We start from the raw sequence: 16,529 nt of genomic DNA on the forward strand, positions 1-16,529 counted from the left end.
ATAAGCAGATCTTTCACGACTTGTGTGGAGCCGGAATATCGAATTAAATGGATTATACCCTACCATTCCAGAGGACGGCGAGCGATTTTTTCCGCATGGTTAAATGGCTAGATGGCGTTAGTGCTGTCCGGACCCTACCCAGCGACGCCGACAGGGATCCTTTCGCCGGCAAAATTGTGCCGTTCCGACATTGGTCGTGATTGGTGCGCCAATAGTTAACCCCGTGGATTTCGGAGTTTCTAAAGACTCTGGTTCCGGCCGGAGGCGCCCTCTGACCACGCCGCTGCTGCGAGTTTCAGGGTCTCACGCCACTTGCCTGCTTCGTGCTCCAGCGAAAATCGACTAACATTAACACGGAGTTGGTTGAGGCGCCTTGTCCGCTCCTCCGAAGAAAGCTCGGCCAGCAAACGCATTCCGGCGGCAATATCATCCTCGTCCAGAGGATTGACATAGATGGCGCCGTCGCCGGCAACCTCCTGCAAAGCGCCGCCGTGGGAGAGCAGCGGTATCAGTCCGTAGTGGACGGCTTCCGCGGCCGGCAAGCCGAAACCTTCCAGCAAGCTCGGCAGGACAAAGCCGGTTGCGTTCCGGTATAACCAACGAAGCTCGGCGTCATTGGCATACCCCGGCAGGATGACGCCCTGCGTTCGTCTGGCGTGCTCGGCGACCAAGTCCGCACCGGCCTCGTGCAGGCCGCCACAAATGACGTAGGCGTATCCAGCCTTGGCAAGACCAGTCGCTTCGAATGCCCGTATCGCGCGCAGTTGATTCTTCCGTTCGCCGACAGCGCCGACAGTTAGGAAGAACTTTTCCGGAATGCCTGCAACAGGCCGCACGTCGCTCTGTTGCATATCCATCCGGAGCGGGGGAGATACGATCTGCATGGCCGGGTAGTAATCGCCATACCTTGCGACAAACTCCTGCCGGGAAGCCGCGGTGACGAAGATCATGAAAGGCCGGGCGTTTCGAATTTGTTCGAAGGCCTGCCGATAGATCCGGCTCACGCCGGGATTGTAGAGAGCCGGATGGGTAATCGGTCCCATGTCGTGACAGACGACGATGTCACATGGTTTCAATCGATAGAACAGCACTTCCCGCGGGTCGGTGAATATCAGTGGACGATGGTGTGGCGATGGCGACAGGAGGCGATTGATCAATCCGGTTCCGGACCGGAAATCGATTTCCCAGCGTGCAAGCCTTCCGAGGATCCGCGACAGCGTCCGCGGGGGAAGTTGCTTCAGCGGCAGACGCCAATACAGGCAAGACGCGATCATATCCTCGGACGATTGGATCATCTCCTTGCAAAAAAAATACTTGCCGGTGCGGTTGTTGAGCGCCAGCGTGAATTCGCAATCGAAAGGCTGGTTGACGCGGGTCATGCGATTCTTACCAGGAAAATGCGGTTCAACTATAGTATGCTATTAGCGGCTCGTCGCAGGGACTTCCTGGATATGCAGCAAGCGCAGCGATTTACCATTAATCGTTACGATCTCCCCCAGCTTACTTGGCGCGAATGCTACGGACACGCTGCATGCTATTGACAAGCAGCTTCGTCACGTGGAGTTCAGCACCATCCGGCGAACCGGCCGCTCGCCAGAGGAGGAACATCGAGACAACATAGGCGGCAACGGCTGTGCCACCAACAATCGTCAGGTCCACCACAAGTTGAACGAGGTTGTGCTGGTCCGTAAAGCGCCCCTGAAGAGGCGCGATCGCCGCTGCCATGATCGCGGTGCTGATGACCGTGCGTCGCGGACCAAGGAGTTGATCCCTCAATCGGAGCCCGATCAATTCGCGTATGACGAACAACGTGTAGCCCCATATTGCCGTGGCGGTCATCAGCCGGACGGCAATGACGCCGGGGATACCGTAGTAAGTAAGTCCAACCAGCATCAGCGGCGTCTTGATGAATAGCTCGATCGAGCTGAGCCGCAGGAACACGTTCGTCTTGTTTAGGGTTGTTGCAAGCGGGATGAGCGGTCCTGCAAGAAGCGGCGGGATCATTGCGAGCGAAAGCCAACTGAGAATTGACGCTCCACTCACCCACTTTTGTCCTAAGACGAGGCGGATTACCGGTTCAGCGTTGATGCTGATCCACACCATGGCAGGCAAGCCGATGGCGGCGATGCTAACGGCGCTCTTATGGTAGGCAGCCCTCAGTCTTTCAAGGTCACCCCGGACCGAGGAGAACGCCACGGCAAGGGGACTGATGGTTTGGCCGATCAATATCTGCGTGGGAAGTGCAGCAAGGTTTGACGCCATCGAGAACCGGCCAAGCTCGAAGCGGTCGACGAAGCGGCCGAGCATCAACTGGTCCATTTGCCAGACCAGGGCGGCCACGGCCTGCGATGCCGTCGTAAAGCGGAGATATTTTGAAAAGGTTCGCCACTCCCGGAGCGAGAGAGCTGGTAGATAGGGTGCAAAACAATACGACACCACCAGCATCATGACAGGAGAAGCGATCGTGGCAATCGCAATCGACCAATAGCTCGCGGTTAACCAGGCAACGACGATCGACAACAGAAAAGCGGCTAGCTTCCCCGCTACCTCGATTGTAAGGCTCGGCAGATAGTTGAAGTTTAGTGCGTATTCAACAGTACGTGGACTCAGAAGGCCCCGTGCAGCCGGAGCGATGCTCAGCGCGCAAACCAGCCAGACTAGTCGATAGTCGCCGTAGATGTGTGATATGGGCCAGGAAAGGGTCAACAGAGTCGCCGACAGCGCCAATCCTCTCAGGAGCTGAAGGGTGAAGGCACAGTCGTAGTGGAGTTTGGTTCGTTGCGGGAGCGCAACGAGTGCGAGGCCGAGTGGCAATTCCATGACGGCTTCGAAAATCTGGACAACAGCCATCGCAATTGCGACGAGTCCAAAATCCGCGGGCGAAAGCAGGCGGCCGAGAACGACGAGGGTAAGCAAATCGAGACCGCGGGCAATCAACCGCGATGCAACGAGGGTGATGGCACCCGCGGTGGCCTGACTACCGAGTCTGTTTGCTGAGCGGCTCAAGGATACATCGCATATAAAAGCAAAACGGCTTGTTCTGCGTTTTGTCGTATAACTAGGCTAGTGCAAATAAGAAAGTTAACTTGGCCATAAAGCCGTGGTCGACTCATGGTAAACGCCATCCTCGGCTGTTAAGCATAGTCCGAAATCCTTTTCGGCGTCCCGTGAACGGTCTTTCGCTCTTGGACCGTGCCCGGTCCTAGGTTACCAAGCAGCACGTATTGTTGTATACGAGGCGCAAGACGGCACGAAGGAATTGCCGGTCTACATATAGTATTCCGTTCGTCGCGCTTTGCTGGATTGCCTCGTACTGCAAACGGGCGGCGTGTTTGGCGTTGCGATGGCGCGCATCGCAGGAAATTACCTAAACGTGCTGAAGCATGAAGCAGTCGAACCGTCAACATCCTCGCGTCGCGATAGTGACCCCGGTCTACAACGGGGAGCAATTCCTAGCCGAGACGATGGCGTGCGTGCAGACGCAAACCTATCCCAATCTCCTCCATATCGTGCTGGACAACGCAAGCGTCGACTCTACGCCAGATATCATTGCGCGGTACAGGAATGGCCGGGTTCCACTAGTAACGAGGCGCAATCCCGAGGTCCTCTCGATGTACGACAATTGGGAAACATCGCTTCGTCTGATCGGGCCGGACGTCAGTTACTTTCTCATCCTGTGTGCCGACGACCTGATTACAGATGACGCAATAGAGAAGCTGGTCGACGTTGCGGAAGTTGATCCTGATATCGGTGTCGTTGGGTGCCAGTGGACCACGGGAACGCAGCCGGGCGGGGACGTGGATATTCACGGCAAAGGGCTCCCAACAGACATGGCGGTTTTCGATGGTCGATGGTTTGTGAAGACGTATCTGACGAAATTTCACTCTGCCACTTCACCGCAGTGCCAGCTGTTCAGGCGAAGCCTCCTGCGGGACGACGTGCCGTTCCACAAGTACGATGAAATGCTCATGGACATCGACGTCTGCTTGCGCGCGGCCGTCGACGGCAAATACGGGTTTGTTCATGCGCCGCTTGGCTTCACGCGCGAGCATGCCGACCGGACAACAAGTACAGTCAGAAAGCTCGTGGAAGATTTCACCTCCAATTGGCTGGCGCTGATCAATCGGCATGGTCCTAGCGTGATGTCCGCTGCGGATCTAGTAACATGCAGGCGCGCGTATCTGCAGCATTACTTCCGCCGGCTGCTGCTATGGCGGTTCCGCGACGGGAACAAGAAGCTTTATGATCATCATCTGGCCATCCTCAAGGAGCAGGGCATTCAACCGTCGCCGCTGAACTATGTCGAAGCGTTGCTCGTATGGGCATGGCAGGTCGCGCGGGGGAATCGTGGTGATGTCGGAGCCGCGACCAGCCTTTGGCCAAAAGCCCGGCTCGAACTGTCGGAGATGGTCGATCGGCCTACTGCAGCCGCGGATAGACGCCGATCAGAATCCAATTGTTGACGTGAGCCGATCGGCCATTTCGGCGGAGTGAGGCGGCGCTTGTTAGCCCGTGCCGGAGAGCGGCGGATGTAGGAATCTCGATTCAAGTATTTTTTCCTGATCGGCGAGCTTTTCGTGAGCTGCGCTTACAGCTTGCCCGATCAAGCGCTGGTAATGGCTTCTGTTTGCGGTTAGTTCATTAAACTGCGCGATCAGCTTCTCGAGTTGTATGTCATCGCTGTGCTGGCAAAACGCGCCTAGGCCCATCTCGTCCATCAGTTCTGCGTGATAGGGTGAATAACCGAGGGATGCTGTCAGCTTTCCGAGCATTACCGCGAAGACTAGATGATGAAAGCGACTCGAGACGACCACGTCTGCTTCACTCAGTTGCCTGATGACATCTTGGTAAGTGCGGGCGGGTTCTGCAATCAGTCTGTCGTCCGGCAAGGACGGTCTCTCCGCGACGATCGCTTGCTGCAGGTCGTTTACCGCCGTCTCGTCGTTCTGGTCTCCCATCATCAGCCGAACCCGATAATTCTGATCGATAAGCCACAGCGCCAAATCTCGCAGCTTTCCAAGATAGGCTCGATAGACCTGATCATCTGTTCTCAGATGGCCCTGCCAGCCGTGATAAAGCATCGCGCCGACGCAGACCGTGAGACCTGCCGAATCAGTGCTTCGCGTGTGCGACGTCGAGGGCATCGTCAGGCTGAAAGCCAGGTCCGGGTAGATTTGGTCGTGGCTTGTATCCAGTCCGAGGTCTGCAAGAAAGTTCTTCGAGAACTTGTTCCTGTACGAGCGATACTCTGCCATCGCGGCAGAACGCTTTATCAGCCATCGGGTTACCGGATGATGCGATGGGCCTGCCCCAGTGCTCACGAAGGCGGTCTTCACGCCACAAAGCTTCGCCGCAAGGCACCATCTGAAGACCGTGTATGGCATGCCGAACGGCGACGCCGTGAAGTCGTTGAGAATGCCGGTACCTGGAATGAGCAGCGCGTCGAATTTTCGTATTGTTTGGACGGCATACAGAATATTGTCGAGCTTCCTTATCAGGGAGGGCGCCGACCGGGTTAGCGGGAGCGTGACCAACTGGTGTTCACGCTGCACCCGCTCCGGACCCGTACAGATGCAGGTCAACTCGATCTCGGAACGGCTTCGCCGCAGGGACTCGAGCATGGCTACAAGTGTCGCCTCATTGCCGAAATTGCCCATGCCAAAGTTGCCGAAGATCGCAATCTTCGCAGGTCGTGAACGCATTCCCATCTTCCCTTCAACCAGCACACGGGCAGTTAGCATCAGAACCGGAAAACGCTAGCCGGCGAGGATACTTGCTCTTGAAGATTGCTATTTAGCAGTCGCGAAAGCAACTGGCCAAGCCTCACGCACACTGGGAAGCTTGCGCAATGAGATCTTCCGCGATTAACCTTGCTGGAGGTAGGTCGTTTGCTTTGTTGCCGAGGCAGACGGAGTTGGCTCGGAGGAAGCGACATCGTGCCAGGCTGCGCTGTGGATCGACGATCATTCCTGGCCGGATGTGGGGCGATAGCCTTTGGCATGCAGGAATTTCTCCCGCAGTCGAGCGTCGCCGCGTCGGCCGATCAGCCCGTTTCATCTCTTCCATTGCGCTTTCCGGTTGGACTAAATGCCCAGCGGACCGCGTTCGTCGACCAGTTTGGCGAGCTGTGCTTTGCCTGCGGGGACGCGCCACAATATCTGATACAGCAGCTTTCGAATCCAGACGTCGAAATATATCTGAGCGACCGAGCGGCGCGTGGCATAAATATCGTCTGGATGATTGCTGCCGACAAAATCTATCAAAGCAATCCGCCGTACAATTTTGCCGGCGAAGCACCTTTCAAAGGTGCCGATTTCACTAACTTTCATGAACCCTATTGGGCGCATGTCGACCATGTGATGCAGCGGTGCCTTGCCTATGGGATGACCGTTCTGTTGATGCCGCTATTTGTCGGCGTCAAGCCTGCTGAAGGGTACCTGACCACGTTGCCGCACACCAGCGATGCAGCGATCGAAGAATACGGATCGTTTCTTGGGAAACGCTACCAGAACTTTCCCAATCTGATCTGGTTAATCGGCGGCGATGCCGACCCGAACAATGCGGTAGTTTATGGCAAGCTCGATAAGCTTGCGACGGCCATCAAGGCAATTGACCCCGGTCATCTAATGACGTTGGAGGCAAACTACGTGCTCGAGACCGGGGGGCCGACGCCAAATGGGGGATACTCGAGCATCGATGCGCACAGGATCGCGTATGGCTCGATCAGGCCGTGGCTGGATATAAATTGGGTGTATGAGCCGCTGAAAAGTGTCGTTTCGGGGGCGCAGCGCTGCTACTCGCAAGGACTACCATGCCTGCTTGGGGAAGATTGGTATGAACTCGAGCATTCCACCACGGGTGAACGGACACGCGCTGAGGGCTACGGCGCTGTCCTCGGCGGTTGCACGTTGGGACGCCTGTTCGGTAACGGTGCGATCTGGCCGTTCAATTCGCGCAACGCGGGGAATGGCATCAATGCCGGGCCGCCGACTTGGCAAAGTCAGCTGAACTCCGTCGGTTCGGTCGGCCAGCAACTGCTCGGGAAGCTGTTTCGGTCGAGAAGCTTCCACCTGCTGGTGCCGGATACCGCGAATATAGTGATGACGGAAGGCGCCGCCGGTGGATCGGTCTGCGCGCGCACCAGTGACGGGGTGACGATTTTCGCCTATCTGCCGTCCAGCGAGACGTTCTGGGACAAGCTGATTTCGAGGGGCAGGTCCGTCACGATCAATCTGAGCAAAATCGTGGACGCGACCAATCTTGCCACCTGCAATTGGTACAATCCTGGCACGGGGGCGGTGAGGGCGGCAGGCACCTTCGCCAATCTGGGAACTCGCCGCTTCAAATCACCTGACGCGGGTGACTGGCTGCTGGTTATCGATTCCGCGGCGGCGAGGCTACCTGCACCGGGCACGTGAGCATCTCAACTGACTTGGGCTGCTCTGGGACGAGGCCGCCGCTGAGAGCTGGCCATTTCCTCAGTTGAATTTCCTGAACACGGGTTTCACCGGGCGGCCGATCAGGTAGCGCTCAACGCCATCCTCCAGCGCTCGCCGGTAGACCTGGAGCGCTTCGCCGATCGCCTCGATCGTTTGATCGATGTCTGCGTCGCTGTGCGAGAAGCTCACGACCATCGAAGGCATGATCAAGCCGCGCCGAATGGTCTCCTGGAGGAACAGGGCCCTGAATGCCTGTGAAGGCTGCTGCGCCTGATCGCGTGTCGCGTAAACCATGTTGGAGGGGCGGCCAAGAACCTCAAAGCTCCCCTTGAGGCCGAGCGAGACGATTGCCCGATTGACGCCGGTTCGCAGCCGCTCTCCCTGTCGGTAAAGGAATTCTATGACGTTGTCGCGGCGATAAATTTGCATCGTCTCGATCGCAGCGGCGAGGGAGTGGGTCTCGGCGCCGTGCGTTGTCGAGAGCAGGAACACGCGCTCCCGGTCGTGTTGCAAACCTCCGAGCTCCATGATCTCCCTGCGGCCGGCCAGCGCCGAAACCGAGAAGCCGTTGCCCATGCCTTTGCCGAAGGTCGAGAGGTCCGGCGAGATACCGTAGACCTTCTTGGCGCCGGCGTTATGCCACCGAAAGCCGGTGATCATTTCATCTAGGATGAATACTGCGCCCTCCCTGCGGCAAAGCTCCTGCACGGACCTGAGAAAATCGGGTGCCGGTTCCACGGCGGTGGCTGCCTCGAGGACGACGCAGGCAATTCGGCCAGGATTTTGCTCAAACAGCGCACGAAGGCTCTCGGTGTCATTGTATCGGAACTGGAGAGTCAGTTCCTGTATGGCTCTTGGAATACCGGCCGACATTGCCGTGTCGCCGATGAACCAGTCATCGACCGAGAAGAACGGTTGATCGGCACACCTAGCAATCAGATCGCGGCCGGTGTAGGCCCGCGCCAATCGCACGGCCGCGGTCGTCGCATCCGATCCGTTCTTGCCAAATTTGACCATGTCGAAGCCTTCGATCAGGCTCAGGAACTGTTCGGCACAGTCCAATTCGATGGCTGCAGGACGCGTATAGTTTTCACCGAGGAGCATCTGGCGATGAGCTGCTTCCACGACAGGCGCGTAAGCATGTCCGAGGGTAACTGCGCGCAGCCCCATCCCGTACTCTATGAACTCGTTGCCATCGACGTCCCAAACATGACAGCCTTGGCCCCGTGCCAGAAATCCCGGCGCCAGCACGGGGTATTGGTCGTCGCCCTTTGCATACGTGTGGGCGCCGCCTGGAATAAGGGCGTGAGCCCGAGTCTGCATCTTGGACGAGTTCGCGAAAGTCTGCGCAAAAGGAGGCTTGGTTTGCGAATTCAAGGAAATTCCTCTCGGACAATTTCAGTTTCGCTCTACGGTCGGTCTGCGTCTGGAACCCTCGCCGGTGTTCAAACAGAGCGGCTAGGCGACCTCTTTCAAAACATCGACTGTATTTAACTACGCTAAGTTCGATGTGTTTTAATAACGCTAAAATGCCCGGTTTACAACGTTGAATGGCGTGATGAACGGCCTGCTGCGGATTAACCTGAATCGAATAAAAGTATGCGCCCCGGGCCCGAAATGGCGTAAGAGAAGCCGGACCAAATTACTAAAGGTAGTCGCCTTGAAAGTGCTCATCACAGGTAATATGGGTTATGTCGGACCTGAAGTGGCAAAATTTCTGCGTTCGCGACTCCCGAATGCGACGCTTCACGGATTTGATAATGCGTACTTCGCTCATTGCCTGACCGGCCCCGCCGTGCTTCCCGAGCGGTACCTCGATCAGCAATTCTACGGTGATGCTCGCGACGTTGCGATCGATTTGACGGGATATGACGCTGTCGTCCAACTTGCCGCCATCTCGAACGATCCGATGGGCAACAAGTTTCAGGCCGTAACACTCGATATCAATCAGAACTCGACCGTATCGATCGCACGGGCAGCGGCAGCGGCAGGGGTGAAGAATTTTGTGTTTGCATCGAGTTGCAGTGTCTATGGAATTGCCGACGGTCCGCCCCGCAAGGAAACTGATCCGCTGAATCCGATCACCGCATATGCAAAATCGAAGATTGGAGCCGAGGAGGAACTCGCGTCTCTCAAAACCGATATGACGGTGACGTGTCTTCGGTTCGCGACCGCTTGCGGAATGTCGGATCGCCTTCGGCTTGATCTTGTTCTGAATGACTTTGTCGCGTGCGCGCTCAGTCAGGGACTGATCAGCGTTCTCTCCGATGGTTCGCCATGGCGCCCGCTGATCGACGTTGCCGATATGGCGCGCGCCATCGAATGGGCAATCGATCGGCCTGCCAGTAACGGAGGTCGATATCTGGCCATCAACGCAGGCTCGGATGATCGTAACTATCAGGTCAGGGATCTCGCAAATGCCGTCGCAAGGGCTGTGCCGGGCACCGAGGTGTCGATCAATACTTCGGCGCCGGTCGACAGCCGATCCTACAAGGTGGATTTCGGGCTGTTTCGCGCTCTAGCGCCCAACCATCAGCCGATCGTGGACCTCGATCAATCGATCAAAAACCTGATTGCCGGCCTGAAAAAGATGAACTTCAAGGATAGTGACTTCCGCTCTTCGGACCTGATGCGCTTGAAGGTATTGCAAGGTCACATTGACAGCAATCGTCTCGATGAAAGTCTTAGGTGGACGAGGGATTGATGACGATCTCCGCTTTGGAGTTAGCAATGAATAAGAGTATCCCGGCGACATCAGGCGTTACGCCGAAATGCCGTCACTGCGCCCACGATCTGACGCGGAAGCTGATCAATCTTGGGCTTTCGCCCGTGGCCAATGACTATGTCGAGCCGGCGGGCTACATGAAAGCGGAGCCTTTCTATCCTCTGGAGGTGTTTGTCTGCAGCGAGTGTCGCCTGGTGCAGACTCGCGACCTGCTGTTGGCGTCGGACATCTTCCGTGCGGACTATGCCTATTTTTCATCGCACTCGTCCTCCTGGCTGGAGCACGCCAGGACCTATGTCGACTACGTGTCGACGCGGTTCGGTCTCGGAACCAATTCGCGTCACGTCGAGATTGCCTCGAACGATGGTTACCTGCTTCAGTACTCGCTCTCCAAGGGCATCAATTGCCTGGGAATCGAACCGTGCGAAAGCGTAGCGCTGGCGGCGCGCAAGGCGGGTATCGAAACAAGAATTGAGTTTTTCAGCCGCGAATACGGCCAAACTCTTCGCAGCGAGGGCTGGGCTGCAGATCTGATCACCGCCAACAATGTCCTGGCGCATGTGCCGGACATCAATGATTTCGTGGGCGGGATCAAAATGCTGCTTGCGCCGAACGGCGTGGCGACGCTCGAGGTGCAGCATCTGCTTACACTGATGCAGCGGCACCAGTTCGATACGATTTATCACGAGCATTTCTCGTATCTATCGTTGATCGCGGGTCAGCGCATCTTTTCGAAGGCCGGCCTTCGCGTATTCGACGTTGAACTGCTTGAGACACACGGTGGGTCGATCAGATTTTTCGTCTGTCATTCCGAAGCCTCGCGTGCCGAGAGCGCGCGCGTCGCCGAGGTGTTGGCGAAAGAACGTGCCTATGGGCTCGATCGGGACGAGGTATACATCGCCTGGAATGAATCGGTGAAGGAGACGAAACGCGCTCTGCTCGAACTGTTGATTTCGCTCAAGCGTCAGTCGAAGACCATTGCTGGATACGGCGCGCCTGCAAAGGGTGTGACGCTGCTGAATTATTGCGGGATCGGAGTGGACTTCATCGACTTTACCGTCGATCGCGCGCCTTCCAAGCAGGGGCGCTATCTTCCGGGCGTTCGGATTCCCATCCTGCCTCCCGAAGCGATTCTTCAGACCAAGCCGGACTACATTCTTATTCTTCCGTGGAATCTCAAGCAGGAGATCAAGGAACAGATGGCGGAAGTCCGGTCGTGGGGAGGCCAGTTCATCGTGCCTGTTCCAAAAGCGACAATTGAGAGCTGATCGCAGCAAGCTCGCCGGCAAGGGAGCGTATCTGGATCATCATACTGGCGAGGATACGAGCCGTGAAGTTTATTGCTCTAGGCAAATCGGATGCACGACTGATTGAACTGGCGCCTCGTGTCGACGAGCGCGGAAGCTTCATGCGAACCTGGTGCGCCGACAGCTTCGCCGCACAGGGGATCGATTTCCGCCCTGTGCAGGGCAACAGCTCCCTAACGCGAGTTCGTGGAAGCGTTCGCGGAATGCATTTCCAGAAAGCGCCGAAAGCTGATGCGAAGATCGTTCGCTGTACCGCGGGACGCATTCACGACGTCATCGTTGACCTGCGTCCGACGTCTCCTACCCGAGGACAGATATTTGCCAATGAACTGGCTCCATCGTCGGCGACGATGGTCTACATCCCGGCGGGTTTCGCGCACGGATTTCAGACGTTGGAGGACAATTCGGTCGTCGAATATCTGATGGGAATCGAATATATCGAGGAACTCTCGGATGGATTTAGATACGACGACCCTGTCCTGGGTATCAGGTGGCCAGAGCCTGTGGCGGTGTTGTCGCCCAAGGATGCCGCTTGGCCGATGCTCTCTGACCGCAAGCTGTTTTGAGGCTCGGGACCAGAATGCTGGACAGGCCGGAAACATCTGCGTCGGGCCGAAAGCCTTCGATCGACCTTCATGGTCTGGTCACGGAGCTGTTCCCGATCAATCGAAGCCTCACCGGCGCCGGGGTCCGCGAGACGCTTGGCCTCGTTGCCCGCCACATCGACCTGGAGATCAATGAGGTTGCAAGCGGAACTCCGGCGCTCGATTGGACCGTTCCCATGGAATGGAATATCCGCGGTGCCTCGATCTCTACTCTATCCGGGCATCGCCTGGTCGACTTCGCGGATAACAACCTTCACGTTTTAGGCTACAGCAAGCCGGTACAGGGCATCATAAGCCGCGCTGATCTCGCGCGGCATGTTCATACATTGCCGGATCAGCCTGACCTCATCCCCTACCGCACCGGCTATTTTGCCGACGACTGGGGCTTCTGCCTATCCCACGAGCTTTGGCAGACCATGACCGATGAAAACTATCGCGTCGAGATCGACAGCGACTTATCGTCGGGGTCGATGACCTATGGTGAGCTGTTCCTGCCCGGCCAGACCGATCAGGAAGTGCTGGTCACTTGTCACATCTGCCATCCAAGTCTCGCCAACGACAATCTATCAGGCATTGCGGTGATGACCGCTTTGGCCATGCGCCAGGCCCGACGCACACGGCGGTTGGGATATCGGTTTCTCTTCCTTCCGGCCACCATTGGCGCGATCACATGGCTTGATCGAAATCAGACGATGCTCGACCGCGTTCGGTATGGAATTGTTCTTACCTGCTTGGGCGATCCAAGCCCGTTTCATTACAAAGAGAGCCGCCGCGGAGCAACCATCGATCGTGCTGTGGCGCATGTACTGCGACATTCTGGCCATCAGTACGAGGCTATGCCGTTCAACCCCTACGGATATGATGAGCGCCAATTCTGTTCTCCGGGTTTTGACTTGCCGGTCGGCTGTCTGATGAGAGGCGTACACGGAACGTTTCCCGAGTATCACACTTCAGCCGATAATCTTGAGTTCGTCAGGCCGGAATGTCTCGATCAATCCTACGCGCTGATCGAGTCGATCCTGGACCTTCTTGACCAAAACCGCACGTTTGAGCGCGTGGATGGCCGGGGAGAACCTCAGCTCGGAAGACGAGGTCTCTACAGGGCCATTGCCGGCCAGCGCGAGGCTGGAGGCGCCACTCAGATGGATTTGTTGTGGTTCCTCAATCTTGCTGACGGAAAGCATAGTCTTCTCGATATGGCGATCCGCGCCGACGTGCCGTTTGCACGCCTGGAAGCTGCAGCGCGGCTCGCAGTGGAAGCGGCCCTCGTTCGTGAAAGACCCAGTAGTTGAAATCGCAAGGAGGCAGAACGCGGCCCTGCTGAAATGATCCGGCCGTAATAGCTTTGTGAAGAGCCGTATTTAAACAGTTTTAAGAGTAGGAAAGCGCACAATGAGTACCGGTGCGTCTATTGAGAGCAGGACCTTGGTTGATGTCCCTGCGCAAGTCGAGCGCGTCCATGGCGATGTCAGGATTCAAAGTCTGCAGCATTTGCGGGTCCTGGCTGCGTCCGTCATCGTACTATATCATGCCGAGTTGCAGATAACTAGGCTGACCGATGGCGCGCACCAGCATTCGCTCGGGTTTGGCGCAGCAGGAACGGACCTTTTCTTCGCCATCGGCGGCTTTATCCTGGTTTATACGACACACAATCGGAAAGATACTTTCGCGGCGTTTCTGTATCGTCGCTTTATTCGTCTCGCGCCGCTCTATTGGTTGTTCACGCTCCTCATGCTGGCGGTTCTTCTGGTCTCGCCCGGCCATCTGCTGACAACGAAAGGCGATTTCTGGCATATCCTGTCCTCGCTGGCCTTCATCCCTTACCCCCATCCGGTTCTTGGATTAGACCGGCCGTTCCTCTTTCCGGGCTGGGTGCTCAACAACTTTGCCTTCTTTTATCTCTTGTTTGGCTCGCTGTTGTTCCTGTCAACCGGGAGGCGCGTGGCCGCGTTGAGTATTGTGCTTTGCTCGCTGGTGATTCTGAAGATGTTATTCGGAGCCACCAGTCACTTGCTCGATTTCTATGGTTCGACGGTGGCCCTGGATTTTGTGCAAGGCATGTTCGTTGGATGGTTGTTCCTCGCGAGACGCGAATCGCCGTGGATCATCGCCGCCGCATTCGCCGCCGGTGCGTCGATCTTTGTGGCAGGTGTTTTGGAGAACGTCTCGGAAGGCGCAGAGCGGGCATTGTTCTGGGGGATGGCTGACGCGACATTGCTGTTTGTATGCGTATCCGTCGAGAAGCGTTGGGGCTGGCCAGAATGGCGGTTTCTCAGCAAGCTGGGTGATGCGTCCTATTCGGTATTCGTGTCCCATTTGTTTGCGCTTGCACTGACGGCAAGCATTCTGCGCGGACTTCGCTTGTTCCCTATGCTCGGAGTTTCCGGCGCAAGAATCGTCTTCCTGGGAGCTGCCTGGACGGTTGGCGTTATCGTTTACTCAGCGATCGAGCGCCCCTTGATGCGAACCTTCAATCGACAATGAGGCCGTGTCAACGAGTCTATTCCGCAGTACGATCTTGAGGGCCGCGTGATCGACTGGACGAGCGAAGGGCAGCAGCACGAAGATCACTCGTCTGACAGACGGAATTCTCGCTGCATGCGCTCGACAATGGTTGTCAATACGTCGCCGACGGCCGTTCGATCGGACCTGCCGAACTTGATTCCACGCAGCGACCAATTCGGATCGGAGCAAGACTTCGACTTCACGCGCTGAACAACAACGCCAACGAACTCCGCGCAGCTTGGATCGGCCATCTTCGTCGCTTGCGCGATCTCGAACTCAAGGTTGGCGGCAGCAATTCGGACAGGATTGGGTCGCGCTGTCGCCAGCAGCGTCGCAGCCGCCTGGCTGACCACCGGCGCAACAAGGGCGGGCCGTTCAGGCTGAGGAAGACTTTCGACTGTCTCCGCCACTTCTGTCGGCTTACTCGGCGGGTCAATGATTTCCCGCGCGGGCTCGCCAGGCACGGGCGGCTCAGAAGCTGCGGGCAGGTTTGATATGATCTGAACCTCTTCAAGAGGATCTTGTGATGATTGCTGGGACCGGGCTGCGACTTGATCGATGATCTTCATATTTTTGGCAAACACTTCAGGTAGCTGCGCAACAGTCTCGATGCCACCACAAGCGGAGTTCTTGCGGATATGCGGCTGAGATCGGTTCAGTTGCGCGACTCTGAAATCCGTAAGCGCCGCACCAACGTAGGAGGAGCTGTTGCGGGGCTGGCGGATCGATCCGGGCGTTCCGGTCGCGCCCCTTGCAAGCAGATGCCGGAATTTCGCCGATGGACCAGGGTTGGCGCTGGCGAGCTTCTTGGGCTTCTTCGGCAGGCCTTTTGCTTTGGCCGGACGCTTCTTGCCAGGTAAGAGCGCAGCGTCTTCGGATCGCTGATGATATTTCTGAAGGTCGGTCTTTTTCCAGTTTTTGGACCGTGCGGCCAGCGGCAAGTTGCGTCGGATTTTCGATAGCTTTCGAAAACTGCGAGTCACCACGCGCCCAGTGGGCGACTTGTCTTGAACTCGGGATGTTGGCATCTATAGGCTCCTGGCGAGATAGTCAGAGAACGGCGGATGCGCCCGCAGTCGTGAGCACGATAGCGTCGTTACGTACTTCGACGAGATCTAAATCAATCAAGGTTCGCAAATTATTTGGGCTAATAGCCGAGAGCTTCACTCGATCGCTCTTGATGTCCCTCAATACCCACCGCAGGGCAATCGCTCGATCACGGGTTTCCGGGGCAACATGTGAGCCTGGTGCTAGAATCGCTCCAAGCAGATCCGATCGTGATTTGTCATCCACTGCTTCTGAAGCAGCCGTGAATGTCTCCGGCACATCAGATGGTACGACCGACATATTGTCCGATATCGCTACGAGCTCACAAGGTGGGCGAGCTATGCGCGCTGCGTCTGGTTTGGGGGTGTTTCGAGAAGTGGTAATGCCGTCCTTCCGATCCGCTTCGACTTCGGCCGACACCGCAGGCTCCGGCTCGACAATTGATAACAACCATTCGATCGACGGGCCGCGTCCATCATCGCTCGGTTCGACCTTCAGTCTCTGGGCTTTCTGAATGGTCCAATTGATTAGCCCGGCAACTTCCATGCTTGTCTTCCCCCTGACGACCCGATCGCATTGGTTCCGCGCCGTCGGCCGGCGCGAGGTGTCGACGCAGCCCGGATGAACTCCGGAAAAAGTGCTTTCGGATTTCGGCGGTCACATTGCGAGGGACGTGCATTCAGCGTTCGAGTGTTTCGAAGCTCGGACCCACGCGATGGACTTTCCGCCAACGGCGAATCCGCGGTTGTACTTCGATACGGTCCGTTCGGCCTCGAACCTGCGGTAAACGATGCATGCTCCGCCAAAGCAATGGTCTGCCGGGCGAATATTTGTCGAACCTGCTACGGCAGGGTAGGCGGCAATCTGCCAATCTGCAGCATTAATCGTACTCCTGCCAAAC

General features: G+C 56.9%; 13 protein-coding genes. 7 read left to right on the forward strand and 6 right to left on the reverse strand.

Annotation, left to right across the window (positions count from 1 at the left end; genetic code table 11):
- Positions 1–239: 239 nt before the first annotated feature.
- Positions 240–1,379: a glycosyltransferase family 1 protein gene (locus RX331_RS10150; protein WP_317256424.1), complete on the reverse strand. Its 1,140-nt coding sequence runs from the start codon at positions 1,377–1,379 to the stop codon at positions 240–242.
- A 121-nt stretch (positions 1,380–1,500) separates the two neighbouring features.
- On the reverse strand, positions 1,501–3,006 hold the full coding sequence (locus tag RX331_RS10155) for an oligosaccharide flippase family protein (protein ID WP_317256425.1): 1,506 nt from the start codon (positions 3,004–3,006) through the stop codon (positions 1,501–1,503).
- Between the two features lie 377 nt (positions 3,007–3,383).
- Here RX331_RS10155 and RX331_RS10160 point away from each other — a divergent pair, with 377 nt between their 5' ends.
- On the forward strand, positions 3,384–4,463 hold the full coding sequence (locus tag RX331_RS10160) for a glycosyltransferase family 2 protein (protein ID WP_317256426.1): 1,080 nt from the start codon (positions 3,384–3,386) through the stop codon (positions 4,461–4,463).
- Between the two features lie 42 nt (positions 4,464–4,505).
- Here RX331_RS10160 and RX331_RS10165 read toward each other — a convergent pair whose 3' ends face one another.
- Positions 4,506–5,702 carry a polysaccharide pyruvyl transferase family protein gene (locus tag RX331_RS10165; RefSeq protein ID WP_317256427.1) on the reverse strand — a complete coding sequence of 399 codons (1,197 nt, stop codon included), beginning with the start codon at positions 5,700–5,702 and terminating at the stop codon, positions 4,506–4,508.
- A gap of 297 nt (positions 5,703–5,999) precedes the next feature.
- Between RX331_RS10165 and RX331_RS10170 the strand changes: the two genes are divergently transcribed.
- Positions 6,000–7,418, forward strand: a complete 1,419-nt coding sequence (locus RX331_RS10170) for a DUF4038 domain-containing protein (RefSeq protein WP_317256428.1) — start codon at positions 6,000–6,002, stop codon at positions 7,416–7,418.
- 60 nt (positions 7,419–7,478) lie between these two features.
- Here RX331_RS10170 and RX331_RS10175 read toward each other — a convergent pair whose 3' ends face one another.
- Complete coding sequence (locus RX331_RS10175; RefSeq protein ID WP_410708166.1) at positions 7,479–8,816, reverse strand: glutamate-1-semialdehyde 2,1-aminomutase; 1,338 nt, start codon at positions 8,814–8,816, stop codon at positions 7,479–7,481.
- 283 nt (positions 8,817–9,099) lie between these two features.
- Between RX331_RS10175 and RX331_RS10180 the strand changes: the two genes are divergently transcribed.
- From RX331_RS10180 to RX331_RS10200, 5 genes are all read left to right on the forward strand, one after another.
- Positions 9,100–10,143, forward strand: coding sequence for an SDR family oxidoreductase (locus RX331_RS10180; RefSeq protein WP_317258085.1), 1,044 nt, complete (start codon positions 9,100–9,102; stop codon positions 10,141–10,143).
- Positions 10,143–11,432: a methyltransferase domain-containing protein gene (locus RX331_RS10185; RefSeq protein WP_410708167.1), complete on the forward strand. Its 1,290-nt coding sequence runs from the start codon at positions 10,143–10,145 to the stop codon at positions 11,430–11,432. Before RX331_RS10180 ends, RX331_RS10185 begins: the two co-directional genes overlap by 1 nt.
- A gap of 62 nt (positions 11,433–11,494) precedes the next feature.
- On the forward strand, positions 11,495–12,037 hold the full coding sequence (locus tag RX331_RS10190; protein WP_317256429.1) for a dTDP-4-dehydrorhamnose 3,5-epimerase family protein: 543 nt from the start codon (positions 11,495–11,497) through the stop codon (positions 12,035–12,037).
- 14 nt (positions 12,038–12,051) lie between these two features.
- Positions 12,052–13,368, forward strand: a complete 1,317-nt coding sequence (locus tag RX331_RS10195; protein ID WP_317256430.1) for a DUF4910 domain-containing protein — start codon at positions 12,052–12,054, stop codon at positions 13,366–13,368.
- 100 nt (positions 13,369–13,468) lie between these two features.
- On the forward strand, positions 13,469–14,560 hold the full coding sequence (locus tag RX331_RS10200) for an acyltransferase (protein WP_317256431.1): 1,092 nt from the start codon (positions 13,469–13,471) through the stop codon (positions 14,558–14,560).
- A gap of 83 nt (positions 14,561–14,643) precedes the next feature.
- Here RX331_RS10200 and RX331_RS10205 read toward each other — a convergent pair whose 3' ends face one another.
- Together RX331_RS10205 and RX331_RS10210 are read right to left on the reverse strand one after the other, a co-directional pair.
- Positions 14,644–15,609, reverse strand: coding sequence for a hypothetical protein (locus RX331_RS10205; protein WP_317256432.1), 966 nt, complete (start codon positions 15,607–15,609; stop codon positions 14,644–14,646).
- Between the two features lie 22 nt (positions 15,610–15,631).
- Positions 15,632–16,174 (reverse strand): hypothetical protein, encoded by a 543-nt coding sequence (locus RX331_RS10210; RefSeq protein WP_317256433.1) that lies wholly within the window; start codon positions 16,172–16,174, stop codon positions 15,632–15,634.
- Positions 16,175–16,529: the final 355 nt, after the last annotated feature.

Source organism: Bradyrhizobium sp. BWA-3-5 (assembly GCF_032917985.1).
Lineage (GTDB): Bacteria > Pseudomonadota > Alphaproteobacteria > Rhizobiales > Xanthobacteraceae > Bradyrhizobium.

Bases quoted from the DNA above. Each gene is read 5' to 3' on its own strand.
- RX331_RS10205 (WP_317256432.1), bottom strand. From the start codon at position 15,609: ATGCCAACATCCCGAGTTCAAGACAAGTCGCCCACTGGGCGCGTGGTG.
- RX331_RS10195 (WP_317256430.1), top strand. From the start codon at position 12,052: ATGCTGGACAGGCCGGAAACATCTGCGTCGGGCCGAAAGCCTTCGATC.
- RX331_RS10160 (WP_317256426.1), top strand. From the start codon at position 3,384: ATGAAGCAGTCGAACCGTCAACATCCTCGCGTCGCGATAGTGACCCCG.
- RX331_RS10165 (WP_317256427.1), bottom strand. From the start codon at position 5,702: ATGCGTTCACGACCTGCGAAGATTGCGATCTTCGGCAACTTTGGCATG.
- RX331_RS10210 (WP_317256433.1), bottom strand. From the start codon at position 16,174: ATGGAAGTTGCCGGGCTAATCAATTGGACCATTCAGAAAGCCCAGAGA.
- RX331_RS10150 (WP_317256424.1), bottom strand. From the start codon at position 1,379: ATGACCCGCGTCAACCAGCCTTTCGATTGCGAATTCACGCTGGCGCTC.
- RX331_RS10200 (WP_317256431.1), top strand. From the start codon at position 13,469: ATGAGTACCGGTGCGTCTATTGAGAGCAGGACCTTGGTTGATGTCCCT.
- RX331_RS10170 (WP_317256428.1), top strand. From the start codon at position 6,000: ATGCAGGAATTTCTCCCGCAGTCGAGCGTCGCCGCGTCGGCCGATCAG.
- RX331_RS10185 (WP_410708167.1), top strand. From the start codon at position 10,143: ATGACGATCTCCGCTTTGGAGTTAGCAATGAATAAGAGTATCCCGGCG.